The sequence below is a fragment of the Oribacterium sp. WCC10 genome, from assembly GCF_900113415.1.
Classification (GTDB): domain Bacteria; phylum Bacillota; class Clostridia; order Lachnospirales; family Lachnospiraceae; genus Oribacterium.
Genome location: NZ_FOPH01000019.1, coordinates 33,106 through 59,290 on the forward strand (window position 1 = coordinate 33,106; position 26,185 = coordinate 59,290).

Annotated in this window: 14 protein-coding genes; 9 read left to right on the plus strand and 5 right to left on the minus strand. The window is 41.5% G+C overall.

Annotated elements, in window-relative coordinates:
• Nucleotides 1-98 precede the first annotated feature (98 nt).
• Nucleotides 99-2,096, plus strand: a complete 1,998-nt coding sequence (locus BM294_RS12635; protein WP_091208951.1) for a flavocytochrome c — start codon at nucleotides 99-101, stop codon at nucleotides 2,094-2,096.
• Between the two features lie 146 nt (nucleotides 2,097-2,242).
• Here BM294_RS12635 and BM294_RS12640 read toward each other — a convergent pair whose 3' ends face one another.
• A complete protein-coding gene (locus BM294_RS12640; RefSeq protein WP_091208953.1) occupies nucleotides 2,243-3,157 on the minus strand; it encodes a TrmH family RNA methyltransferase in 915 nt (304 codons plus the stop codon).
• Between the two features lie 333 nt (nucleotides 3,158-3,490).
• On the opposite strand from BM294_RS12640, the gene bcp reads away from it, so the two are divergent.
• Together bcp and BM294_RS12650 are read left to right on the plus strand one after the other, a co-directional pair.
• Nucleotides 3,491-3,946 (plus strand): thioredoxin-dependent thiol peroxidase, encoded by a 456-nt coding sequence (gene bcp / locus BM294_RS12645; RefSeq protein ID WP_091208956.1) that lies wholly within the window; start codon nucleotides 3,491-3,493, stop codon nucleotides 3,944-3,946.
• 288 nt (nucleotides 3,947-4,234) lie between these two features.
• Nucleotides 4,235-5,485 carry an HAD family hydrolase gene (locus BM294_RS12650; RefSeq protein WP_091208959.1) on the plus strand — a complete coding sequence of 417 codons (1,251 nt, stop codon included), beginning with the start codon at nucleotides 4,235-4,237 and terminating at the stop codon, nucleotides 5,483-5,485.
• A 230-nt stretch (nucleotides 5,486-5,715) separates the two neighbouring features.
• Here BM294_RS12650 and BM294_RS12655 read toward each other — a convergent pair whose 3' ends face one another.
• Nucleotides 5,716-6,618, minus strand: coding sequence for a LysR family transcriptional regulator (locus BM294_RS12655; protein WP_091208961.1), 903 nt, complete (start codon nucleotides 6,616-6,618; stop codon nucleotides 5,716-5,718).
• A gap of 284 nt (nucleotides 6,619-6,902) precedes the next feature.
• On the opposite strand from BM294_RS12655, the gene BM294_RS12660 reads away from it, so the two are divergent.
• The 4 genes from BM294_RS12660 to BM294_RS12675 all read left to right on the plus strand — a co-directional run bounded on the left by BM294_RS12660 (nucleotide 6,903) and on the right by BM294_RS12675 (nucleotide 20,431).
• On the plus strand, nucleotides 6,903-7,577 hold the full coding sequence (locus tag BM294_RS12660; RefSeq protein ID WP_091208963.1) for an RraA family protein: 675 nt from the start codon (nucleotides 6,903-6,905) through the stop codon (nucleotides 7,575-7,577).
• Between the two features lie 303 nt (nucleotides 7,578-7,880).
• Nucleotides 7,881-11,108: an N-acetylmuramoyl-L-alanine amidase family protein gene (locus tag BM294_RS12665; protein WP_091208966.1), complete on the plus strand. Its 3,228-nt coding sequence runs from the start codon at nucleotides 7,881-7,883 to the stop codon at nucleotides 11,106-11,108.
• 66 nt (nucleotides 11,109-11,174) lie between these two features.
• Nucleotides 11,175-17,990, plus strand: coding sequence for a S8 family serine peptidase (locus BM294_RS12670; RefSeq protein WP_091208969.1), 6,816 nt, complete (start codon nucleotides 11,175-11,177; stop codon nucleotides 17,988-17,990).
• A gap of 413 nt (nucleotides 17,991-18,403) precedes the next feature.
• Nucleotides 18,404-20,431, plus strand: a complete 2,028-nt coding sequence (locus BM294_RS12675) for an FAD-binding protein (RefSeq protein ID WP_091208972.1) — start codon at nucleotides 18,404-18,406, stop codon at nucleotides 20,429-20,431.
• Nucleotides 20,432-20,732: 301 nt separating this feature from the next.
• Here the strand turns inward: BM294_RS12675 and BM294_RS12680 are convergent, their stop codons facing one another.
• From BM294_RS12680 to BM294_RS12690, 3 genes are all read right to left on the minus strand, one after another.
• Complete coding sequence (locus BM294_RS12680) at nucleotides 20,733-21,011, minus strand: hypothetical protein (RefSeq protein WP_091208974.1); 279 nt, start codon at nucleotides 21,009-21,011, stop codon at nucleotides 20,733-20,735.
• A 143-nt stretch (nucleotides 21,012-21,154) separates the two neighbouring features.
• Nucleotides 21,155-22,060, minus strand: a complete 906-nt coding sequence (locus tag BM294_RS12685; protein WP_091208977.1) for a LysR family transcriptional regulator — start codon at nucleotides 22,058-22,060, stop codon at nucleotides 21,155-21,157.
• A gap of 108 nt (nucleotides 22,061-22,168) precedes the next feature.
• Nucleotides 22,169-23,173, minus strand: coding sequence for a LysR family transcriptional regulator (locus BM294_RS12690; RefSeq protein ID WP_091208979.1), 1,005 nt, complete (start codon nucleotides 23,171-23,173; stop codon nucleotides 22,169-22,171).
• A gap of 156 nt (nucleotides 23,174-23,329) precedes the next feature.
• On the opposite strand from BM294_RS12690, the gene BM294_RS12695 reads away from it, so the two are divergent.
• Together BM294_RS12695 and BM294_RS12700 are read left to right on the plus strand one after the other, a co-directional pair.
• On the plus strand, nucleotides 23,330-24,607 hold the full coding sequence (locus BM294_RS12695) for an SLC13 family permease (RefSeq protein ID WP_091208982.1): 1,278 nt from the start codon (nucleotides 23,330-23,332) through the stop codon (nucleotides 24,605-24,607).
• Nucleotides 24,608-24,988: 381 nt separating this feature from the next.
• Nucleotides 24,989-25,927: an alpha/beta hydrolase gene (locus BM294_RS12700; RefSeq protein ID WP_091208984.1), complete on the plus strand. Its 939-nt coding sequence runs from the start codon at nucleotides 24,989-24,991 to the stop codon at nucleotides 25,925-25,927.
• The last annotated feature ends 258 nt before the right edge of the window (nucleotides 25,928-26,185 follow it).

Consider the following 26,185-nt stretch of genomic DNA (forward strand, 5'->3'; position numbering starts at 1 on the left):
CAAAATTATCTATGGGCTTAAGATTTTAGTAGTAAGAGAGACATTGTCTCTTTATAACTATGCATGCCACGTTGGATCAGTGGCGGAATGGAGAAAGTATGAAAAATAGAAGCTTAGGGAGAAAAGTAGCCTCAGTTGTTGTGGCAGGTGCCATGACAGCTACTACACTTGCAGGATGTGGCGCCGGTAACACAAATCAGACCACAGCTGCAGCAACAACAGCGGCAGCTGCAGAGGCTGATACAAAGGCAGCCGAAGGCGGAGTATCCGGAACTTTTGAGGGTACTGCAGTTGGTATGGGTGGTGAGAGCTCACCTGTAAAGGTAACACTTACCCTTGAAGACGGAAAGATCAAGGATGTTGCTATCGTTGGTGAGAAAGAGACACCTGGTATCGGAAGCAAAGCCATCGAAGATTTTCCTGCCAAGATGATTGAAGGCAATACAGTTACTGTTGATGCAATTTCCGGAGCTACCATTACTTCAAAGGCTATCGTTGAGGCTGCAACAGCTGCTCTTGCTGAGGCAGGACTTAAGCCGGAAGATCTTGAATCAGTTGAAGTTGAAGCTGCAGCTGCACAGGCTGAAGATATGTCAGTTGATGCTGACGTTGTAGTTGTTGGTATGGGCGGTGCCGGTATGACAGCAGCTATCACAGCAGCGGACGCAGGAAAGTCAGTTGTTATCCTTGAGTCTCAGGCCATGGGCGGCGGAAATACTGTTCGTTCAACAGGTGGACTTAATGCCGCAGGAACAGAAGAGCAGAAGTCTAATGAGTTCACAGAGGCTGACGGTGTTGAGAAGACACTTGCTACAGCTAAGGAGAAGTGGGCTGACAACGAGACAATTACAAAGCTTGCAGCTACTGTTCAGCAGCAGTGGGATGCTTACCAGGCTGCTCCTGAAGGATACTTCGATTCTGCAGAGCTTATGGCACTTGATACAATCATTGGCGGACATGGAATCAACGATCCTGAGCTTCTTATGACACTTACAGAGAACTCAGCAGGTGCGATCACATGGCTTAAGGAGCATGGCGCTGATCTTCCACAGGTTGGAGCAGCAGGCGGTGCTTCTGTAAAGCGTATCCATCGTCCGGTAGATGATAAGGGTAAGACAGCAGCAGTTGGTGCTTACATTGTTCCTATTCTTACAAAGAATGTTGAGGACAGAGGCATTGATGTTTATTACAACACAACAGCTAATAAGATCCTCATGGAGGATGGTAAGGCTGTGGGTGTAGTTGCTGAAGGCGAGACAGGAAACACAGTTACTGTTAATGCCAAGGCAGTTATTCTTGCAACAGGCGGTTTCGGTGGAAATGCTGAGATGGTTGAGCAGTACAGACCTGACCTTAAGGGCTTCGTTTCAACAAATGCTGACGGTGCCAAGGGCCAGGGTATCACAATGGCAACTGCTGATGATGTAAAGGCTGATACAGTTGATCTTGATCAGATTCAGATTCATCCTACAGTTCATGTTGATCCGGATGGAAATGCTCACCTTATTACAGAAGGTGTTCGTGGAGACGGTGCTATCCTTGTTAATATGGAAGGAAAGCGTTTCTACGATGAGGTTTCTACAAGAGATAAGGTTTCTGCAGCTGAGATCGAGCAGACAGATGGTTCTGCATGGCTCATTCTTGATCAGAAGATGATCGACAATTCTGCTGTATATAAGGGATACCTTGATGCAGGTTATGGCATAAAGGGTGAGACTTATGAAGAGCTCGCTGAGGCAATTGGTGTTCCTGCAGATGCATTTAAGGAGACTATGGAAGGCTGGGCTAAGATTTGGGCTGACAAGAAGGACGAAGAGTTCGGACGTACATCATTCTCTAATGACAATGACCTTGCAACAGCACCTTACTATGCAATTCTTGTTACACCTGGAATCCATCACACAATGGGTGGTCTTAAGATCGACACAGCTACAGAGGTTATCAATACTGACGGACAGGTTATCCCTGGACTTTTCGCAGCCGGTGAGGTTACCGGAGGCGTTCACGGCGGAAACCGTCTCGGCGGAACTGCTGTAACTGATATCATCGTATTTGGTGAGATCGCAGGAAACAGCGCTGTAGCATATATCGGATAATCATTTGTAAAAGTGATGTTTTAAATTAAAATTAAGCATCGGATATGGAGTTTTAGCTCCGTATCCGATGCTTTTTTGCTATCCAAAATGTTATCAAAAGTGAGTATGATGTTAAAAGGTGAAAACCGGGGAAAAGTTGTTACAGTTTAAGCGTTAAGTCCCAACTGCCAGAAAATAACGGCACTGGCTGCGGCAACATTAAGAGAATCAACACCATGGGACATTGGAATCTTTACCACGTAGTCGGAGGATTCAATAGTTTCATTCATAAGTCCCTCGCCCTCGGTTCCAAGTATGATAGCGAGTTTCTCTTCATCAAGAAGCGGTTGATGGGTAATGTTTACGGATCTGTCACGGAGTGCCATGGCTGCAGTCTTGAATCCCATATCCTTAAGAAGACTCATCCCTTCCGATGGCCATGAATCAACATATGTCCATGGAATCTGGAAAACTGTTCCCATACTTACTCTTGCAGACCTTCTGTAGAGTGGGTCGCTGCATCCTCCGGTGAGCAGCACTGCGTCAATATTAAGGGCAGCAGCAGAACGGAATATCGCACCAACATTTGTCGGGTTTACAACATTTTCAAGAACCGCTATACGTCGACAGTTTTTGCAAAGCTCGTGCACGTCGGGAAGCTCCTTCCTTCTCATGGCACATAATACACCACGGGTAAGTTTAAAGCCTGTGATCTGAGATAAAAGTTCAGAGCTTCCTACATATACAGGAAGGGGTTCCGGGTCTTGGGAATTATTTTTTTGATTTTTAGTTCCTGCAAATTCCATGTTGGATTCTTCGGCAGAAGATGGTCTTATCTCCAATGCTTTCAAACGTTCCCAAAGTTCTTTGGTCTCACGACCGGTTATGGTCTTGTCTTCCACTAAAAGTGAACCCGGTTCATATCCTGCGTCGAGTGCGCGAAATATTACCTTTGGACTTTCTGCGATGAAAATGCCTGTATCCGGCTCGTTATAATGAAGAAGCTGACCTTCATTATATTGAGAAAAAACTGCAACTTTGCTATCTTTTATATCTGAAATATTTATAAAATCAAGATTCATAATGGTCTCCGTCGTTTTTCTAAACTATGTCTTGAAAATGTCGACATAGGTATTATCAGGTTGAAAATTCCCGAGGAAATGCTGATGGTGTTTCTCAGGATAGATCTGTAAATTGATATAATCTAAACTATACAGGAAATTCAGTATAACATACTACATCGGTTTGAAGGCTTGTATTGTATAATTATTGACAGAGATATGTATTCGTTACATTCCAGGTATCAGAATCCTGGGGATTCGTGAGATTATAAACGGTTCTGTGAGACTATAGATAAGCCATCATTAACCATAATATCAATTAACTGAAATTTTCAATAAGAAGGGAGATAAACTATGCTTGAAGTAGGAACAAAGGCACCGGAGTTTACATTACCGGATCAGAATGGAGAGATGCATTCATTGTCAGACTACAGGGGACAGAAAGTTATTCTGTATTTTTATCCAAAGGATATGACATCAGGATGTACAAAACAGGCCTGTGCCTTCGGAGAGTTATATCCGCAGTTCAGAGAGAAGGGAGCTGTTGTTCTTGGAGTAAGCAAGGATACAGTTGCTTCTCATAAGAAGTTTGAAGAGAAGTACGGACTGCCGTTTACACTTCTTTCGGATCCTGAGGTTAAGACTATTCAGGATTATGGTGTATGGCAGGAAAAGAAGAACTATGGAAAGACCTACATGGGTATAGTGCGTTCCACATATCTCATCGATGAAGAAGGCGTGATTATAAAGGCTTTTGGAAAAGTAAAGGCGGCAGACAATCCGGTTCAGATGCTGAAAGAGCTGGGGTGAGTGTTTGGGTGTAAATGAATCTGTATCTGACAGTACACGAGATCTAAGAAAACACTGATTATATCAGTGTTTCCTCAGAGCCTCCGGCGTCGGGGCACGGATTTTCAAAGGAAATTGATGCTTTACATCGAAAATCCGGCCAGGGAAACGCTTTAATCAGCGTTTCTCTAAGGTTCTTTTAATTTTGAAAGCAAATGACGCATTAGTGTTTGGCCGTAGTATGAAAAGAAGTGAGTGCCGGAATTGTCTTCCGGCTGCTTACTATAAATAAAAAAGGGGAAAAGAATATTGAATCAGGAAAAGAAAACATCAGACTTATGGAAGTATGTGGCGATAGTACTTATCGCAATTGTTGTGGCTCTCGGGGCGGCAATGTTTACAATGGTGAACAGCAGACTGGAAGAAGCTGCGAACAAAGAATGTTCAGCAGAGACTGCGGTTATTGAAACGGTTGCGGAAACGGAAGCTGAGATACCGGAGACTGAAGCTGCGACAGAGACATTATCATCAAGAGATAAAGCCCGTGCAGCAGGTGCAGAGATCCTCAGCTACTGGAAGGATGATTCAGAGACAAAGCAGAAACTCATCGCTTTTATGGAAGATATCACAGACGAGAGTGGTTCAAAATATATTCCGGTAGAGAAAAGAATCGCTGTTTTTGATTTTGATGGAACATTGTTTTGCGAAACAGATCCCAATTATTTTGATTATATGCTACTTGTACACAGGGTACTTGAAGATGAAAACTATAAGGACAAAGCCAGCAAGTTTGAAAAGCAGACTGCAGATAAGATCGTAAAGCAGAATGAAACAGGTGAGTCATTCAAAGGACTTGAAACCGACCATGGCAAGAGCATTGCATCTTCGTTTAAGGGTATGACGATAGATGAGTTTGAGACTTATGTTCATGACTTTATGAGAACACCAATGCTTAGCTACGATGGTATGACAAGAGGTTTCGGATGGTATCTTCCTATGCTTCAGATCATAAACTATCTTGAGGTTAATGATTTCACAGTATACATCGTCAGCGGAACTGACAGATTTATCGTAAGAAGTATTATTAATGATGAAAACTCGCCGCTTGCTCACATGCCTATGAGCCATGTTATCGGTTCAGATGAATCTCTTGTGGCTACGGGACAGGATGATGAGGATGGTCTTAACTACAACTATAAAACAGATGATAAGGTGGTTACCGGCGGAGATTTTATCATAAAGAATCTCAAGATGAATAAGGTCACTGCAATCGCAAAGGAAATAGGTGAACAGCCTGTTCTCTCATTTGGAAACAGTACAGGAGATTCCAGCATGGCAGAGTATGTCATCTCCGATAATCCTTATGAAAGTCTCGCATTTATGCTTTGCTGTGATGATCTTCAGCGTGAAAACGGCAATCTTGAAAAGGCTCAGAAGATGTATGATCTTTGTGCAGAGAATGGTTGGGTTCCGGTATCAATGAAAAATGATTGGACCACTATCTATGGTGACAGCGTGACAAAGAAAAATGCAGCAAATGAAGAGAAGACGGCAGCGTAAAATATAATTTGAATAAATAATCAGCTTATTAACTAAAAGGTAACTACTCTCAGTTATGAACCGGAGTGGTTACCTTTTTTAGTGTTTGGTTTATCGTTTACGGGTAGCATTTCTTTGGAAAAAGCCGTGCCACAACATCGGAGGCTCTAAGGAAATACTGAGCTAATCAGTTCCCCTTTGTTTTACTTTTTGATAAAAGGCATCTTAGCTTTACCAGTATTAAGTAACATTTAACTATCAAAATTTGTTGAATCCAGTAACTCAAGAAATAGTGCCAGAGGTTTGTCCGGTGCAGAATGTTTTTTCCAGTACACTCTTGCTTCCATTCCGGCAGACTGATTCAATTCGGGGCACTCCAAAGGAACCAGCTTTACATTTTCGCGACAGGCGGATGCAGGAAGAAAACCTCCTCCCAAACCTTCTTCTATAAAACGTGATACCATGAAAATCTGAGAACTTCTGAGAACTACGTCTAAGTTATATCCTCTGTCACTGAATATGTTTTCTATGGTACCGGAAAGAGGAAATACATGATCAAACAGAATCAGTGGATGCTTTGAAATCTCTTCAAGAGTGATAGTTTCCTTAGACGCAAGAGAACTCTTTTCGCTAACACAGTATTCAAGTATTGAAGGTTTGATCTGCTTGGTTTCAAAGCGCTTTTTCCATAGCTTTTCCTGAGAATAGTTTTCTACGGTAAGAACTGCATCCAGCTCATCTTCATCCAGTTTTTGCAGAAGATTCCATCCCGCTCCCTCGGAAATTTCAAGGTGAATGGATGGATATCTCTCTGTGAATTTTCTATATATGATCGGAACAGATTCGCTTCCTATGATGGTTGAGTATCCAAGTCGCAGGTAGTCGGTGCTGAGTATTCCGGATTCAATCATGGAGTTCATCTTGTTGTATTGTTCCATGATTCTTTTTATTTCCTCCCGAAGTTTTCTCCCGGCTTCTGTTAATGTTATATGAGTTCCCTTTCTCATAAAGAGATGTGTTGATGTCTCCTGTTCCAGTTCCTTTATTGCAACGGAAAGTGTCGGTTGGGAAACAAACAGTTCCTTTGCGGATTTACTCAGGTTTTCTGTCCGACATACAGACAGGAAATAGGTCATTTGTTTTATTGTTATCATATTTTCTCTTTTCTTCAGCGTAATGTATGAAACTATAGATGAATACTATAATAAAAATGATAAAAAGGCATATATATTAATAAAACTAATAATATATAAAAATCCTGTATTTTTCAAATGTATGGTTCGGATTTATAGTATGTCGCGACGAATATCAGGTCAGAGATATACAGAAGATTTCGATATTCTGCATTTGAACAAAAAGTAAGTATTATTCCGTGGCGGCTTTGGGTCAGAAAGCTATAAGTTACAGAGTATATACTATAGGTAGTAAGGAGATATATATGTCAATTGGATGTCAGATAATAACGGATTTCGAGAGACCGGACAGAGAACTGGTAAATCTTTTTGAGGGACTGCAGGTTGCCGATCTTGACGACAACATGTCAAGGACACAGGCTGTTTTCCATAAGATCTCATCATTTACAGGAAAGACTGTGGTAGGAACAGCATTTACCATCAAGCTTCCTCATGGTGATAACCTTATGTTCAGAGCAGCACTTAAGTATGTAAAGCCGGGTGACGTTATCGTAATCGATGCCGGTGGATTTGAGGATCGTGCGGTTATCGGCGAAGTTACAACAAAGTATGCCATGAAGGCGGGAGCAGCAGGAATCATTTGTGACGGTGCACTTCGTGACAGTATGGTACTTTCAGAGCTTGATTTCCCTGTATTTGCTAAGGGAGTAAGTCCTAACGGACCTTTCTTTAACGGTCCGGGAGAGGTTAATGTTCCTATCGTTTGCGGTGGTCAGCTCGTGAATCCGGGAGACATCGTTGTAGGTGATCAGGATGGAATTGTTTTCATCAAGCCGGAGTATGCAAGAGAGGTTTATGAGAACACCATCAAGACAAAGCAGAAGGAAGAGAAGCTTCTTCAGGAGCTTGAAGAGACAGGCTCAATGACACAGACATTTGTATGGGAGAGACTTGAGCAGATCGGTTGTACGATTGTCTGATGCCAGGTGCAGCAAGGAACCCGTCGGCGCGGTTCTGTACTGTGTCTTTAAATTATGCTTTATCTTATTGATGATACTGTTAAGTATTAACAGACAAAACAAGAATAATTAAACAACATATATAAAAGTTTAAATTTAAGAGGTTAGCAGTTGCTAACCTCTTTTTCTTTTGATAAAATCCGAGTGTTAGTGCGCACTAACCATATAAACATTTATGTCAGTTATATTGCTGGCATGGATCATCAGCCTGTGCATATGGCAAATTCTAAAATGGTTGATGTCCGAAGGGGATAAGGAGTACAGATGAAAAAGCAAATGTATAAGGTGATGGCAGCGGTGCTGACATTGTCTCTGGTTAGTGCACCCTTTTCATCAGTCACAAAGGCTTATGCAGCAGAGAATAATTCAATGGCGCTGCAGAAAGATATTGGTTTTCAGTTCGACGGAACGGACTGGTTCTATATGGATGCTTTTGGACAGAAGAAAACCGGATGGGTTACTGAAGTTGACGGAAACAGGTATTATCTTGACCCGGTTAACGGCAAGCTGCGTACAGGGTGGCTTAAATCAGACGGAAACTGGTATTTTCTCAACAACTTAAGTGACGGTACAAAGGGGAAAATGATTACAGGGTGGCAGTGGATCGATGGATACTGCTATTATTTCGATGCCGCAGGAAAAATGTTGTTCGGAACATATACTCCTGACGGATTCTATGTAAATGCAAACGGGCAGTGGTCAGAGAGTGACGGAACGGCACACTTCGTATCAGGTAAGGGATTAAGTACGGCTAATGTACTTGGTGAATCAAGAGTCAATCTTGTGACTTCAAGGACATCCGGAGGTGGTTCCGGCGGATCAGGAAGCTCGGGAAGCAGAAGAAGACAGTCCTCGGATTCTTCGGTAAAAGATGAAGATAAAAAGGATAATAAATCTTATTCCGATCAGGATACAAAACCCATTAAAGACAACGGTAATGCAGGCAATAACGCAGATGATGAAAATGCATCCAGGCCGGAGACAAAGACAGAACCAAAAGACAAACCAAATCAGAAATCCGATGAAAAAACAGAGTCGGATCCTAAAACACAACCTGAGACTATACCTTCAAAGGAAACCGAAAAGGATTCTGATAAAAAAACTGCAAAAGATAGCGATGTGAAGGTGACAGGATTTAAGGCTATGAAGACCCTTAACATTCCATATCAGGGATCAGAGGACAGCACTTTAAACATTGTAGAGAATAAACTCAAAAACAGTGGTGTCACGGTTTATCTGTCAAACGGAAAAAGAACCACAGCGGTTGCAACAGGCTGGAAGATAGAAGGAACCGCAGAGATCGGGAAAACATTGGTTGCAAAACCTGAAACATTAAAAGTCGCAGACAGATATAAAAACATTCAGGAACAGTTTGAGAAGCTTGATATAGAAGAGAAGATAAATATCCTGAAAGGAAATGTTCAGGAAGAGATATCAGATCCTGTTGAAACTACGGAAGCTCCTAATGAAGATCCTACACAGGAAGAATCAGGTACAGAAGAGTCGACAACTGCTTATGAAAACAAACATCCTGATGACTGGACCATCACAGGATATGTTCAGCCTGAAGTATTAGAACTTGATTATATAGATTCTGATTTAGACAGCTACAAGCAGTATTTTCCAAAGACTGTAATCTATAAAACCAATGACGGTACAGATATAACAATTGATGCAAAGTGGTATGACGGTTTCACACGTATCAAGGAAGGACTGGTTGAGGGAGGAGAGATCACAGTACGCTGTGATAACAGTTTTAATGATTTCCCTTATGAAGTAAGAAGACAGATTTCTTTTGATTCTTTTGATAGTGTAGGAACACCGACACTTACCATTAGATTTAAGAAAAAAGATACTGTAGCTGATCAGAAAGAAATAAAGATAAGTCTTGACAGAGAGCCGGCTGTTACCGGTTCTTCATATGATCAATATCAATACGCTTACGGTGATGATCTCACCATTAATCTCGAGAATTATGATGGTGACGGAAGTGATGTGGAGATCACAGGAGCAGTCGGTTTTTCTGAGAAACTAAATGCTCTTTCATATGATGAAACAAGTGGAGAGTTAACCTTGCCCGTTAAGGATTTCATGCCTAATGGTATGACAGAAAATTTCTGGCTTACGATAAAAGTCAGTGGTGTAAAGAAGTTCCAGGCAAGAATATATATATCCACAGACAGAAACATTACTTTTAAGGATAAGAAGTCAGGCACGGTGATCTACAACGGAATATCTAAAAAGAAAGATTTTGTGACAACTGTGAGCTTCGTTAATGTGCCGGAGGAAGACATTAAGAATATATCCTTTAGAAGCGGTAATGAAGATCTTAAGGATAAATTCTCATTGACGAAGACCGACGAAGAAGGGGTATATGAGTTCAGAATTCCTAAGGACTATATAAAGTCTGTTTTGGGAAGCATAGGATTTACGATCTATTGTGAAGCAGTATTCCCTGTATCTGTCAGGATATATACCATGCCGGATCCATCATTGTATGTAAACAGGTATGATGGATGCTATGCTGCGGAAGATCAAGAGTTAGGACTTAAAAATTTCTCCTTTGATAAAGCTTCAATTGATGATTTATACGTAAAGCTTATAGATGGTGAAAACAATGAAAAGATTCTTGTTAAGGGAACGGACTATAAGATAGATGTTGCAGAAAAGAAGATTATTCTCATTTCTTCAAGCATCCTTGGAACAGATTCTCTTGATGAAGATATGACATTTACTGTACTTGTGGAAGCTAAAGAAGATGAAGAAAGCGCAAAAACTTCCATAAAGTACAAGAAGGATAGAATTGCAAAGGTAAAGATTGTTGAGACCATTATACCGAATACACCGGTTTATATTAAGATTGAAAACCTTGAGTACGGAGAGAGTCTGGATGATACAGAGATATATGCAGGTGAGGAAAAGATAAGTGGCTGGTCAGTGATATCCGGGTATTACAGTGAACAGATAGTTATTCCGTATGAAATCATTGAAAAGTATCTGAAAGATGGCAAAGCTGACTTCACTATAAAAAAACCTAAGTTTAAGAACAGTGACTTTAGTATCGTGATACCGGATTATTCAGGTGAGGATGCTCCTGTTGAAACAGCGTATGTTAATGAATACGGCACAAAATATGAGCTTCAGGATGAAAAGTACCCTGTTTTCTCAGGTACAGGAAGTGTTTATATCAAAGTTAAGGATAAGAGTATTTCCAATGATGTATTAAAGCACGCAGTAGGTGTTTTCCATAAACAGGGAGAAGACATTAAGTCCGGAGTTCCGGTTTATCTCAGTGAATACTCCGGAGTGGTCGAAAGCTATTCTTCAAAGGAAAAGTGGTTAAACTTCAGTCTTTACTCATACAAGGAAAGACTTGGCAACAAAATTGTAAAGGATGGAGATAAATATCCTGTATATACAGTGACAGTATATATTCCGGGATATAAGACCGTTGATATTGATATAGCATTGAAGCCGTCTCAATCATATTGAAAGATATTCAGTGAATGTTAAGAATGCGTCAATATTATATAAAGGGTTAATGAAAAGCGGGTAGTTATGAAACTAAATAGATTAAACAGAACCGCAGCCAGGGGAACCGCCATTGTACTGGCAGCTGCGGAGATACTTTCTTGTGCATCACCTGTAACGGTGTATGCTGCAAAACATAAAGATATCCTCAACGAAACCTGGGAATCCGGTGAGGAAAATACAGAGATGATAGAGAAAGCCGAAGAGCTTCTCATGGACATGAAGAGTCCCTATGATGTGCTCATTAAGTTTGAGAATCCTTCAGATGATACAATATCGTTGGAAAAGTGTGCTGAGATATCACAGAAAAATGCAAAGAAGATCATCGAGAAAGCTGTCAGGGATGACGATGGATCGGTGGTTGAGTGGGAGTCATTCTTTATTACCAATGCTATACATTTAAAAACCAAAGATAAAAGCCTCATTATGAAGGTGATGGCTCTTCCTGAGGTGTGCAGAATTACAGGTAACGGTCATGTTGATAATCTTGAACCTGTCGAAGATGACTCCAAAGACATGATGCTGAGAACCCAACAGACACATATTTTTGTTCCTGATGAAAGGGACATCGAATGGGGAGTAAGCATGATTCATGCCGATAAGGTATGGGAAGATTTTGGAATTAACGGTAAAGGTACGGTAGTAGGAATCATCGATGGAGGCGCAAACTATGAACTACCGGCATTAAAGAAGAAGTTTTTGGATTATGATCCTGCGACAGGGAAAGCCAATACTGACAAGCAGGATGATCCTGATACAAAAGATATCTGGGAGGGTTGTGCCTACAGAGATTTTGTAGACGGAACAGATACTCCTCAGAAAACATCCTCTGATGATCACGGGACTCATGTTGCAGGAACCATAGTAGGTGAAGAAGGGGAGCATACAAACCGTATAGGTGTTGCTCCGGGAGCAAAGTTCATCACTGCTCGTGCCATGGGTGTTGATGGAGGAGAAGTTTCAGACCTTATTGCAGCAGCTGAGTGGATGTATCAGATGAAACCTGATGTTGTAAACAACTCCTGGGGAGGATCTGCTGATACAGATGAATGGTTCAAGGAGATAACAAAAGCCTGGAAGTCACGGGGAATCATACCCGTATTTGCAGCAGGTAATACTTCCGGAGAAGTTCCGGGAGAAGGAACTATTTCAAATCCGGCAAACTATTCCGATGTTATTGCTGTGGCTGCGGTGGACCAGAATAAAAAGATAGGAAACTTTTCAAACAAGGGTCCATCAGCTTTTAACAGTTCCATGACTAAGCCTGAGATTTCCGCCCCGGGAGTTCAGGTTCGTTCTGTTAATTCAAAGGGCAGATATGTGTCATGGAACGGTACTTCCATGGCTGCACCCCACGTTACAGGTGCTGTGGCTCTTATACGTGCAGCAGCCAGGAAGTATGGAAAAGAAGAAGAGTATGACGAGCTTGACGAGATCCGTGACCTTCTTATGGAAACTGCGGAGCCTCTTACGGATGCCCAATATCCCGAGTCTCCAAACTATGCCTACGGTGCCGGTCTCATCAATGTTTACGACGCGGTGTCAAAGATAGCCGGTGATGAACAGGCCAGAGTTCTAGGTACAGTGCTTCAGGTTGGAGATGATAAGGAAGAACCAAAACTAAAGCTTGATATCAGAGAGGAAGCCTACATTGGACGAGATGTGCTTGTTAATGCAGAAATCTCCGACGATGTATCAATTCGTTCAGCGGAGCTTACCTACTGGTTTTCTGATGAGGCTGACGCAAAAACGGTTCTTATGTCTGTGAAGAAGGGAACACAGAAGGATGGTACATATTCATTTACGATTCCTTCGGAAGAATTAAATGTCGGAAAACTTCATATCAGAGTAGATGTAGTTGATTATGCAGAAAACAAGGTGTCGGCAGACGCGGACATAAATATCCAAAAGGGTGTCAGCTTTCCCTGGTCAGAGGATTTTGAAAAGGCAGACACAGGACTTAAAGGATTCATCATGGATGGATGCTGGGGCATTTCACACAGAGAATCTGCTTCTGAACCTGAGTTCCCGAAATCAAAGGATGATTCTGAAAATACTACCTATATAGGTATCGATGCAGGATATCCATATTTTGAGCGCCGCATAGACAGCAGTCTCTATCTTCCTCCTGTGGATCTTACAGCGGTGCAGATAGATAAGAATGATCCAAAGACCATACCTACGCTTTCTGTTGATATGTACAATGGTTTCACCGGAATATCCACCACAAAGGTTCAGGCTTCATTCACCGGAAGAGAGGATGACTGGGAGGATATCTATGATGTTATCCTTAGACCTGATATCAAGGATCGTAAGTGGGAACATGTAACTATACCTCTCGATAAGTATGTGGATGACAAGGATGCACCGGATGATGAGAAGATAAACAAGGATGGAAGACCTCTTCAGATCAGATTTTATTTCTTTGGACATGATTCTGATGATGGAGTGGGCTGGTATCTTGATAACCTTGAGATTACAAAGGGTGAAGATGTGGCTCCGGGACAGGTTCAGGATCTGAGAGGAACCATTGACAATACAGGACTTAAGATACATTTTGTTGCCAATGAAGAGTCCGACCTTGATCACTACGTAATCGAGAGAAAGACAGATGCGGAGGGCAGCAGCTTCAAGAAGATAAAAGAGATTGAGCAGGACCTTGATTCCTTCCGGTTCATTAATAAGGGAGAGGACAAGAATCGACCCAATTCACACTATCGTGTCGAGTTCTACGATGATACTGCCGAGGATGGAAAGAATTATATTTATCGTGTCTTTGCCATAGACAAGAGCGGTAACAAGAGTGAATCTTCAAAGGAATTAACCATAGAGTTCAATACTTATGAAAATTCCGTAAGCTATGACCTTGAAAAAGATGAGTCAGGCTTTACACATGGAGTTGTGACAGAAGATGCCGCTGATGACTGGGAGTGGGGAATACCTGAATTTCCGTCAGATGATGAAATCAATAAAATGACACTTCTCTACAGAAAAGCATGGCAGGGACTTGCGAAGAATAAGACTCATGTATTTGGTACAAACCTTTCTGGTAAAGCATCAAACGGACTTGACAGTTACCTTCTCATTCCTGAATTCACGGTAAAGAAGGGTGATTATCTTTATTTTGATTCTTACAGTGCCATGGGTATGACCGGAGCAGGAACAGAGTTTTATGTAGAGATAAGACCTGATGGTGCAGAAGGCTGGACAGAACTTGTGTCATCGGAGAGAGTCATGGATAATGACCATATCTTCACATGGCATCAGATAAAGAAATCTCTTGATGATTATGTTGGTAAGAAAGTGTCTGTAAGATTCCATGCGGAAACTTCAAAAACTGTATGGATAGACGGATACAATCTTGGATGGTATCTGGATAATGTATATGTCGGTAATCGAAATGTTGAGTTCGAAAAACTTGCTATCGAAAGATACGGAGACAAGAAGAAAGCAACAGCATCCGAGATTCCAAAGGATGATGAAGAAACAGTAAACAAAGATAAAGAAAAGAGTAATGACATTGCCTCTAAAGACGATGATTCAAATGACTCACGTGAAAAAGAGAAGGTTGCCAGTGCTTCAACCATAACAGTTAAACTTTCAGATCTCATTTCTGACGATTCAGACGATGAAGCAGATGACGAGGAAATATCTGATGAAACTGTAGAAGATGAAACATATGATGAGGATGAAGAGGAAAGAAAGACTAAAACCGTAAAAGGTTCCTTCGAAGATCTCTTCTACGAACTAATCGACTCAGATCATGATGGTGTGCTTTCAAAGGAAGAGATCAGAGAAGCAAAGGAAACAACCAGGGACGATGATTCAACAGAAACCGGCAAAAAAATAGATGGATTTGGTCGTAAGTATGATGAGGCTACAGAACTTCCCGATGAAGAAGACAGAACCATAGAGCAGTTCTCTACAAGAGAACTCAATGAACTTGGAGTCGGGCTTTACAGTGAGGGACATGTACCTCTTACCGCTACCATTACTGTTAAAGAAACCGGAGCATATACCAAGGCATCAGAGATAGACGGCTCCTTTGCACTGAGTTTAACATCCGGTAAGGGCGGAGAGTCCAAAGAATATACATTGGTTATTTCCTGCTATGGATTTGAAACTATTGAGAAGAAGGTAACCGTAAATGCAGGTGACAATGTAGTTAAGGATCAGCTTGTTCTTTCTGAAGCAAAGAAAGCATCCATTAAGGGAACAGTAACTGACAGCGAAGGTGAAGTGCTTCAAGGCGTAAGCATTCGTATGGATGACGATGACAGATACGAGCTTATGACTTCAGCGGAGGATGGTACATACGAGATGCCGGAAGCATTTGCCGGAAAGCATATACTCAGATTCTTTAAGGATGGTTACATTTCTCTGCAGAAAGAGGTGGTACTGAAGGAAGGCGAGAATACACTTGATACGGTTAAACTTAGTCCTCTTGGGGCAATGCTTTCTGCTACAGCTGATTATGGCATAAAGCCGGAAAAGGATTCAGAGGGATATTACAAAACCATTTTCTTTACCAGTGGTGTGAGGGGCGCAGCTGTGAAGTTTCAGACTCCTTTTAAGGGAGGAATGCTTAAGAGCGCAGATATATTCGCAGTACATAATCAGTACTTCAATGGAAATCATATTGAAATCGGTGTTCTCTCTTATAACAACACAGGACGTCTTGTGGAACTTGTTCCATTCAGAGAGTACAGGAATCTTACACCGAATGAATGGAATACCATAGATTTCAGTGAGTATAATCTGAGAACAGACAAGCCGGTCTATATCGTTGCAACCTATGAGGATGATATTTCAATTGCTGATAGTATGGGTGTCCTTTACGATGAAAAAGCTTCGGAAAAGGCTATTAAGCACAGTTTTGTATATGATGGTGACTTTACGGAAACATCAACACTTTCGACTCCCGGAGCATATGGCATAAAGGCTTCATGGCTCTATGAGGAAGGCTCTGAAAAGAATCCTGAAGCAGAAGGCTTTATGGAAGATGAGGTTAATGTTAAACCATCAGAAGAAGAGTATGAATTTGATGAGGAGACACAAACCATCATAAGGTATAACGGTAATGATCAGAAGGTTAATGTTCCATCAAAGATAAATGGTGTAACTGTTCTTAAGATTGGTGACGATGCCTTTAACGGAACCGGAAAGGAGGATGAGGAAAAGATAAGAACTCTCATACTTCCGGACACACTTACAGAAATCGGAAAAGATTCATTCAAGAACAATATGCTTACGAAGGTAGAAGTTCCTGAAAAGGTTACAAAGATTGGAAGCGGAGCTTTTTCGCAGCAGTGGAAGATCAATCTCAAGGATCAGTCCTTTACGGTTATATATCCTGAAGGAATCGAGGAGATAGAGGCTGATACATTTGCAGCGGCAGCAACAGGTAAAGACGGTAAGTTTATCGGAAAATTCCCGGGTGTGAAAACTATAGCAGCAGGAGCCTTCACATCAATGTATGATGTTGAGATCGAAGCCCCTGAGCTTACGGAAATAGCCGATGGTGCTTTTGGCGAGATGAACAACAGAGATTTCACTTATCCAAGAGTTTATACAGATGAAAACACAGAGCTTCAGAATAAGGATCATCAGTATTTGATTAATCCTACGGTTGTAACTGTAAAAGCACTAAATGCAAGAGATCACGAAGAGGTTCTTAAAGAAGTTCACTATTATGGTGAGGGCAACACTGAAATCAACCGGACAGTATCTGCTGATAAGTTCTACAGAATGGGTGAAACCATCAAGGTGAAGGCTCCGGATGTTTTATCTTCCGGAAAGTCCTATACAAGTGAAGATGCTGATAAGGAAATAAAGCTTAAGAAGGTTAATGTAGTTGAGTTTTACTATCATGCTTATGAATCCAGACTACGTACACCTGTACTCGAGTCTGATGAATTCATGGTTGGTTTTGCGGTTCCAAACAGTAAGATTGAGATCAGGGTTGGTGAAAACGGGTACAAAGGAACTGCCAATGCTGACGGATTCTTTGAAATAGCTGTAGATCCGGGTAAAGCGGGTACGGAGATTTCCGTAAAGGTTAACGGTGAAAACAGCTATAGTGCAACGGTTTACGAGGATCCGGAGGGGGATTATTGCGCAGAGGATGGAATCATTAAGAGATATACAGGTCTTTCAAGTATTGTAACCATTCCAAACTCCATTGACGGCGCAGGAAAAATCACTGAGATAGGTGACTTTGCATTCTATGATATTCCGGTTTACTCTGTGGAACTTACACCATCCATAGAGTCCATAGGAACCGGAGCATTTATGAACTGCGGTCTCACTGAATTCGGATGGAATCTTGAAGATATAAATAAAGCTAAGCTTGTTTATATAAATGAGTATGCGTTCAAGAATAATGACCTTTCAAGAGTAGAACTTCCGGAGCTTACACATCAGATAAGAACCGGAGCGTTTGAAAATAATTCAATAAATGAACTAATACTTGGAACCTATACTTCCCATATTGGAGACAAGGCCTTCAAGGATAACTTCATTGAGAAGCTTACAACCTCACCGCGTCAGGAAGAAATCGGAGTTTCAGCATTTGAGAATAACATGATCTCGGAACTAAATGTACTTGGATGGATGGAAGGTTATGAAGACGGACTCACTGAAATACCTGCAGATGCATTTAGAGGTAATCGTTTGAATGAAGTCATATTACCTCATGAGATTACTGATGTTTCGGCAAATGCTTTCAGGGATAACGTTTCCTCCGGACGTTTCGTCATTGAATCTGATAATGAAAATATTATACCAACAGAGGGCTACGATGTAAGAAGATCTGACGGAACTGTACTACGATATCAGAAGTGATAAACGGATTAAGTAAACACAAGATTTAAATAATAAAAGGCAGGATCATGCTAAAGCATGGTTCTGTTTTTTTGTATGGCATTCACACGGCAATGGATAAGGGTTTGAGAATAATTGTATGAGGAAACAGTGTATATTAAAAAATAGTCAACAATTGCTGAAAATATATACAATCAAATCAGCATGAAAGCATCTTACAATCAACATATTGACCAAACGATTTTCGGGCGGTATCATTTTATATAGTTATTTCTCTAACGAGCGAAATGGAGAAAAAAATTTCAAAGCTGCATTGGATGAATATCGGGATGGAATGTAATTCCAATAAGGCTTTGAACATAAGGTTAGCCCATAGAGTTTAGAATAAAAAGGGCTTAAATTTATTCCGGAACCAATTAGGAGGGGTGTGGAAAATGCAAAAGATTACGCGTCGTGAATTCCTGAAAGGCAGTGCTGCACTTGCAGCAACAGGATTGTTAGGAGCATGTACTTCACAGAGTGTTCCTTCAACAACAACAGAAGCAGCTACAGAAGCAGCGACTACGGCAGCTGCGACCGAGGCTGCAACGACTGCCGCTGCCACAGAAGCAGCAACAAAAGCTGCATCAGAAACTGTTAAGGGGATTTACAAGGCAGGCACCTATGAGGCAAGTGCCTATGGAAACATCAGCAATGTAAAAGTACAGTGTACATTTAGTGATAGTGCTCTTACAGAAGTTAAGGTATTGGAGCAGGGAGAGACACCGGTTCTCTTCAAGCAGGTTGAGGATACTCTTATTCCTGCCATTATTGAGAATCAGGCAGGCGGAGTTGATGCTGTTACAGGTGCAACCAACTCATCCCGCGCTGTAAAAGAAGCTATTGCAGATTGCGTAGCTCAGGCTGGTGGAGACAAGTCCGAGTGGCTTTCAAAGACACTTTCAGTAACTCCTGGTGCAGATGAGACCTATGATGTGGACCTTGCGGTTATAGGTTGTGGTGCGGCAGGTTTTATGGCATCAATTACAGCCGGTAAGGCAGGGCTTAAGGTTCTGACTACAGAAAAGGCAGGCTCTGTTGCAGGCGTAAACGGAATCAAGGTTTCCGGACCTTTCGCTGTAGATACTTCAGTTCTTCATGCCAAGGAAGGCGGAACCACACTTACAGTAGATGAAGTATTCCAGCATGTCATGGAGTATTCACACTGGACACCTAATCCGGCTCTTATGAGAAGATGTCTCGAAGAGTCAAAGAATGCTGTAGAGAATCTTGTGGAGATCGGATACGAGATGAAGGAGGCCAACTTCCGTTTTGAGACACCTTTCATTGGTGAGAAGGGAGGATTCCATCTTATAACCAATCCTCTTGACGAGAGAGTTGAACTGTGGGAGAAGGCATTGAAGGATGCGGGAGTTGAAGTTCTTTACAATACACAGGCAACAGACCTTATCATGGAGGGCAGAGCTGCCAGGGGCTTCCATGCAGTGAAGGCTGACGGTACCAGGGTTACGGTCAATGCCAAGGCTGTTATAGTTGCAGCAGGCGGATACCTTGGAAACAGAGATCTTCAGGAGAAGTTCCTTAAGACGAGAAAGCTCAATGCCGCAGCAGGCGGAAACAGCTTATGTACAGGAGACGGTATCCTTATGACCTCCGATGCAGGTGCTGTTCTCAGCAAGACATTCGGATATTGCCCATGTGAATACGGCGGAACAAACAGTAAGGCAACCAGACCGGCAAAACAGGACAAGTATGATCAGAATCTTTGCTTCAAGTTTGGTCTTTACGGAAATCTTCTTGTTGATGGAGAGGGTAAGCGTTTCATCAATGAAGGACTTCTCTGCGACTATCCTATGAGCTATGGTTCGGAACAGATCATTCTTAATGCGCCATGGTACGGAATAGTTGATCAGGCCTATGTTGATGCGATGCAGACAGAGGGTCTCTATGAGTACACCACAAAGAAGGGGGCAAACGAAAAGAACTGGTTTATCGGAAACTACTTCAAGGAGAGAATCCTCGACAAGCTTCCTGAAGACATCGAAGAAGGTCTTGAGGAAGGCTGGCTTGCCAAGGCAGATACTATCGATGAACTCGGCGAAAAGTTCGGACTTACAAATCTGAAGGAAACAGTTGAGAAATACAATGAGTTCTGTGATAAGGGAGTTGATGAGCAGTTCGGCACATCACCATGGTATCTCTCAAAGATAGAGAAGGGACCTTTCTATGCTGTTCAGTGTGAGCCTTCAGCATGGTCAACATTTGGTGGTGTAAGAACCGATGACTGTCTCCGTGCACTCGATCCGGAAAATCAGCCTATGGAAGGACTTTATGTTGTCGGAACTGATAACGGAAGCCTCTACTACAGCCCGTATTATGATGTTCCGGGCTACTGCTACGGACTCTGCATTGATTCCGGCTATATTGCAGCTACTGAAGCCGCAGCATATATCAAGGGATAATGTTTTCGAAGTAAGTCACTCATATTCTTATAGTCAGTGATCGAAGGAAACCGTTTGAACAAAATGCGATATACCAGATAACTCTAAAAAGTAATGAGCGTGTATACATCAGGATAAAATGATGTATACACGCTCATCTTTTCTACAAAGTATTTTTTACGTCCATCTCAAATTGAAACATATTTGACTTACATCTGTAACAGCATATATTAAGTATCTTATACATCTGTGTTGCCATGAATACAAGATAGGCTTACTATTGAACAACTCTTTACATGTCAGATACTTATTATTCAGTATATCAGTAACAGCCTCTATATGATCTTCCGGATTGAGAGCCTGAGTAGAAAGAATTATGGCAAGGTGTATCATGATATCTTCCGTTATTTCTGTAACTGTATTCCGGATGACTGTAGTAACCGTTGCAATCATACTGCTGGTAACAGTTCGTATATCTGTTGTGATGATTCCGGTAGTTACTGTTATATGAGTCAAAATGTCTTACTCCGGCAAATGAAGTAACAGTCATCGTTCCGACAATGGCTGCTGTAGCCAATAATGTTTTTGCGTAGTTCTTCATATTATTCTCCTTTGTACTATGTTAAAAAATCTTATTATCTCTGTCAGGCCTTACCTATTATATAATGAATATTGCAAACAATACAATGGCAAACAATATATTTATTGAAATTTTATATTTTCATACAGAATCACACAGAAAGACTATCGGCGCACACTTTCATCGGTATAACTGTCATATGTTTTCATCAGTATCATGAGAAGATCCTTCAACGCAGGACTAAAGATTTTACTCTTCATATATGCAATTACTATATGATAATTCGCGCCGGGTACCAGTGAAAAGGCAATATAGCGATCGCGTGCTTCATGGAATTTTGGCACAAAACATATACCGTTTCCGCTTATCATCAGTTCGATGGCGGATTCAATCTCACTGACTTCGCGAATAGATCGAGGGATAAATCTGTTCTGCTGAAAGATTCTTGAACTGAGTTGTCGAGACAATGTCTCATTTGGAGGCAGTATGAAAATGTCTTCGGCAAGACATTCAAAACATACCCCTTCTTTTCGAAAACGATTGATCATCGGGTGCCCGTATGGCAATGCAAGCTGAAGTTCAGTGGTTCTTAGAGGAATATATCCCAGTAAAGTATTGGAAAGATCGCTTGTGGCGGTTATTGCAAAGTCTGCAATTCCGTTCGACAGGTAATCCTTCGCGGATGCAGCTGTTCCATAAAGCGTGTTTATGTATATGTCAGGATGCATCTTTCTGAATTCGGTCAGAACTCCCGCAAGATCCTTGAGTAATCCCTTTGTGTAGACAAAGGTAATCTCTTTATTTTTTCTGGTTCTGACCTTTTGAATATCTCTAAGCGCGTTTTTGTAAATATTAAGTGCGCCCTGAGCACCGTTAATATAGATCTTTCCGGCGTCGGTGAGAAACAGTTCATTTTTTTCCTTATAGAAGAGAGCTGTTCCTATATCACTTTCTACTTTCTTTATCTGTTGTGAAAGGGCTGACTGAGATATATTAAGCTTCGCAGCAGCTCTTGACTGAGATCGCTCCTGAGATACGGTTATGATACATTCAAGCAGTTTGGTATTCATACTGGAACAGGCTCCTGTGGGTATAGTGAAAAATGGTATACATTATCATGATGATTCGACTGGTGATATGGATTTCCAAATGAAATCGATGCTTCGAATCCAAAAGTATTATTCAGCAAATTCCTTTATTATGGAAGATATAGGTTCGCTTCCTGTCGGAGTATGATAAGTTCTTGTTTTTCTGTCGGCCTGATATGCAAGAAATGCAAAGTAACGGATCGCTTCTGACATCTCGGCGCCTTTTTTCATAATGATTCCCAGATTCACATAGTATCGGGTGTCTGTACGAAAAAATGCTATATCCTTTTGGGGTACGCTGACTCTGGTGGCCGGAAGAAATCCTACGCCAACTCCCTGTTTCACCATATTTTCGATGATGAGGTTATTGCCGGTTTCGTAGGCATTAAGCGGATTGATGCCGGCAGATGCAAGGATGCTGTCTGAGACAATGCGTATGGCATTACCTTTACTGAGTCTGACAAATGCTGAATCTTTGAAGCTTGATATGGGCACAGTTGGAATGGAATTTATCATGGAGCGGGAATCAGGATTATTTAGCGGAAGCTCTTCAGGAACATTCAGAAGTTCACGATAGTAAGCCGGAGCTGCGATCACAACTTCTTCGAGAGAGGTTGTGATATAGTCAAAACGGTCACTTTCTGAGTCTGCAAAGGCTCCCAGACCGAAGTCAACACTGCCATCAGCAACGAGATTCAGGATAGAACTCATATAAGCTTCCTTAAGTTCCAAACGAATATCAGGAAAACGTTTGGAAAAGGCAGTGTAAACTGTTCCAAACATGGAGGAACCTCTATGAGGTGAAGCTGCAATACGAAGTACCTTTGATTCTGTGGTATTGAGACGATGTATAGAAAGATATGTATGCTCTTTAAGTGCAATGATCTTTTCGGCAGCTTCAAGATAGATTTTTCCGGCAGGGCTTGGGATAAGCTCCTTCTTTTCTCTATAGAAAAGATCGGTTTCCAGACGATCCTCCAAACCGGAAAGAAATGCGCTTAAAGTAGGCTGAGAAACACCCAAAGCTTTTCCGGCTTTAGACAGATTCTTTTCTTTTGCTATGGTGGTGATATATATAAGTTCTTTGATATCCATTGTTCTGTAATAGTGAAAGATGTATAGTTTTTGCTTATAGATTATATAGGCTCAGGCTACTGTTTTCAAGAAAGTACATAAAGTAGAATACTAATATCAAAAGTTCGGAACTTTAAGTGATGCATTAAAAAACTAAACGTCTATCTGGAGGAGATAATGAACACGCAAATAGTTATTACTTTATGCATACTTGCCTTTATGGTGGTAATGCTTCTGACACATAAACTGCCATATGGTCTTACAGCGATGATTTGTTGTACGGCATTTGTTCTTACAGGAGTTTCGGATATCAAAACAGCATTTTCGGGTTTTTCCAGTTCTACAGCAATCATGGTTGCGGCAATGATAGTTGTTGCCACACAGCTATCAAAGACATCGGTTGTTCAACGGCTTAAGAACGTTATGTACAGGATGCAGGGTAAAGGCGAAATGCTGGTACTCCTGACATTGGCACTTGTAACTTTGGGGCTTTCACAGTTCATGGGGCAGGTAGCATGCATATCCATCATGCTTCTTTTCGTTCAGACTTTACAGGATGATGCCAAGGTGACTCCGGCAAAGGCTTTGATGGCAGTTTGTACTATCAACACACTGTGGACTTCAAAGATTCCTGTAGCTATGGGTGCAACCATGCCGGGTACCATTAATGCCTTTTTCGAGGGTGTTGCGCCTGAATATGCCATTGGAATAGCTGATTATTTTAAAGTGGCACTTATTCCCGGAATACTCGGACTTATATACTGCGTTGCATGTGTCAAACTTATACCTGACTCGGACATAAAAAGGGAAGAAGTTAGTATTAAGGAAGTAAAGGTTCTTTCAAAAAAGCATGAAACGGTTGTATTTGTAGTATTTGCAGTTATCATGGGAGCATTCTTCCTGTCCAATGTGATATCAAAAGAGGTTCAGAATGTGATACCTGTAGCAGGTGTGCTTGCTCTTATGTTGACAGGAGTTATTAGCCTTGAAGATGTTCAGAAAACAATCTGCAGCGATATGATATTCCTCATCGCCGGAATGTCAGCGGTATCAACCATCCTTGGAAATACAGGAGTGGGTGAGCTTATTGGACAGACAGTTCTCAAGATTCTCGGCGGACATCCTGCACCAATGTTTGTAATCGCGGTATTCTGCATAGTTACTTCGGTAATGACAAACTTCCTTTCAAACATGGGCACCATGGCACTCATGATTCCTATAGCAGCCTCAACAGCACTTGCCGGAGGTTTCAATGTTCAGACCGTTGTTCTTGTGACAGCAGCCTCATCATGGATGGCATTTGTGCTTCCTACAGGCTGCGCCGGAAGTATGATAGCTTTTGGTACAGGCAATTTTAATGTTGGTCAGACACTGAAGTTCACGCTACCGTTATTTATCATTGAAGTGGTATCACTTATAGTCAGCGCCACCATGTTCTTCCCTATATATTCCTGACCTTAAGAAGATTATATGGATGCTTACAGCATAGAAGTAAAAAGTAAGAGATGATATGGTGATATCCGACATGGAGTTTTGCAGATTATAGATCTGGCATAGAACTATGAAAACACTGATTATATCCGTGTTTCCATAGAGCCTCCGGCATCGGAGGCATGGATTTTCAATGGAAGTAGATGTTTCGCATAGAAAATCCGGCCAGGGAAACGCTGATTAAAGCGTTTCCCTATATATCATTTATCGTATATGGTCAGCCCTGACAATCAGGGAAAGTTTTTCCCAATGTATTAAGGGCTGGCATTCCCCCTAAAATATGTGTCCGCTTTTCAATGAAGACCAGGCACTTTTACAGATATTTATAAGAGAGTAGAAGAAAAAATGAAGAGTTATTTTTATCCCGGAGTTAAAAAAAAGACCATAAACCTATTTGATAATATAGTATATTCCCATGTCAGTGATCTGGAGGGTAATGCTTTAGATCTTAAACTGTCTGTTATGGTGCAGAATGGTAATGCCGAAATGCGTCTTGCAGCAGGAGCAGATGACCCGAAGGCTGACCATACACCAAAGCCGGCACTGTTCTTTATTCCAGGTGGCGGATGGCGTGGCGCCGACAAGAATCTCATGCTTGGAGAGATGAGCGAGTTTGTCAATGCAGGGTATGCGGTTGTAAGTGTAGACTACAGAAATTCTTCACTTGGGAAGTGGCCATGCCAGATTCAGGATGTGAAGACTGCAATTCGGTTTATACGTGCCAATGCTGAGAAATATGATATTGATCCGGACAATATAGGTATATTCGGACGATCTGCCGGAGGACATCTTGCAGCATTTGCCGCCATGAATCTTCCGGGATATGATACAGAAGAATACAGTGAATATTCATCCGATGTACAGGTTGCCATCGATATGTTCGGACCTGTAGATATCGGCGCCAATATGGATATGGAAATGAAAAAGTTTTCTGACCCGAATTTCAGATGGCACAGATTAGAGGAAACTCATGGAGGAGCACTTATAGGTGGTGATCCCGAAACGATTCGAGCACGCGCAGAGAAGGCATCGGTTACTAATTATGTAAATGAAAAGATGGTACCTATGATGATACTTCATGGAGATAATGATCCTATTGTGCCTGCAGAGGTTTCAAGTGAGATACTTTACAAAAAGATAGTAGAGGCAGGAATGGAAGACAGGGTAAGCTATTATCTGATTCCGCATGCGGGACATGGCACACGTGAATTCTTTCAGGACAGTACAAAGGCACTGATGATTCAGTTCTTTGACGGACATTTAAAGAAAAGTTACAGTATCTGATGATGTGTATAAACGGTATAAAATAAGTATTTGTACATCTTGAAATTATACTGAAATTGTACGTGCACGGAAACATTCAAAAAAATCTGAAAAAGTGTTTGACATCTTTGCCGTGAATTGTTATTATAACTGAGCGCTCGAGAGAATCGGAACATCAGTTCTTGAAAATGAGCACATTAGAACCTTGAAAATCAAAGATCGATTAATACACAGACCCTGAAGATTCTTTGAAAAAGAAAATTCAGAGCGGAAGAGTTC

Coding starts and splice junctions, on each gene's coding strand:
- BM294_RS12635 (WP_091208951.1), top strand. CDS start 99: ATGAAAAATAGAAGCTTAGGGAGAAAAGTAGCCTCAGTTGTTGTGGCA.
- BM294_RS12640 (WP_091208953.1), bottom strand. CDS start 3,157: ATGAATCTTGATTTTATAAATATTTCAGATATAAAAGATAGCAAAGTT.
- bcp (WP_091208956.1), top strand. CDS start 3,491: ATGCTTGAAGTAGGAACAAAGGCACCGGAGTTTACATTACCGGATCAG.
- BM294_RS12655 (WP_091208961.1), bottom strand. CDS start 6,618: ATGATAACAATAAAACAAATGACCTATTTCCTGTCTGTATGTCGGACA.
- BM294_RS12660 (WP_091208963.1), top strand. CDS start 6,903: ATGTCAATTGGATGTCAGATAATAACGGATTTCGAGAGACCGGACAGA.
- BM294_RS12665 (WP_091208966.1), top strand. CDS start 7,881: ATGAAAAAGCAAATGTATAAGGTGATGGCAGCGGTGCTGACATTGTCT.
- BM294_RS12670 (WP_091208969.1), top strand. CDS start 11,175: ATGAAACTAAATAGATTAAACAGAACCGCAGCCAGGGGAACCGCCATT.
- BM294_RS12675 (WP_091208972.1), top strand. CDS start 18,404: ATGCAAAAGATTACGCGTCGTGAATTCCTGAAAGGCAGTGCTGCACTT.
- BM294_RS12680 (WP_091208974.1), bottom strand. CDS start 21,011: ATGAAGAACTACGCAAAAACATTATTGGCTACAGCAGCCATTGTCGGA.
- BM294_RS12685 (WP_091208977.1), bottom strand. CDS start 22,060: ATGAATACCAAACTGCTTGAATGTATCATAACCGTATCTCAGGAGCGA.
- BM294_RS12690 (WP_091208979.1), bottom strand. CDS start 23,173: ATGGATATCAAAGAACTTATATATATCACCACCATAGCAAAAGAAAAG.
- BM294_RS12695 (WP_091208982.1), top strand. CDS start 23,330: ATGAACACGCAAATAGTTATTACTTTATGCATACTTGCCTTTATGGTG.
- BM294_RS12700 (WP_091208984.1), top strand. CDS start 24,989: ATGAAGAGTTATTTTTATCCCGGAGTTAAAAAAAAGACCATAAACCTA.